This is a genomic window from Pseudomonas sp. AC463 (assembly GCF_979253585.1).
Map to the genome: position 1 here is coordinate 1 of NZ_CEEDDZ010000275.1, position 347 is coordinate 347.

Here is a 347-nt window from a genome sequence, read left to right on the forward strand (position 1 = left end):
TCGTTCAGCACCGTCTCCCCCGCATCGCTGCCGGTGATCGTGGTGGGACCGTCGCTGGATAGGGTCTGTCCGGCCGCGACGGTGATCGTACCGCCCGATTGACCGATCGTGTCGAAGCGGAAATTGCCTGTGTAGGTAACGTTGCCCTGGCCGATCTGGCTGAAGCGTTCGAACCGGACGAAGCGGTCGCCATCGACTGTGCCGCCCCCGGCCGCATCGACGGTCAGGCTGTCGGTGCCGTCGCCGCCATCGACGGTGCCGGTCATGAATGCGCTCGCCTGCTGGAGGAAGCTGTCGTCGCCGGCGCCCAGGAACACGTCGCCATCAATCCGGCCACGGTTCTCGAT

At 66.0% G+C, this 347-nt stretch carries 1 pseudogene; it reads right to left on the reverse strand.

Annotated elements, in window-relative coordinates:
• A pseudogene (locus tag AC0IYH_RS30120) lies at nucleotides 1-347 on the reverse strand (hypothetical protein); the annotation flags it as partial.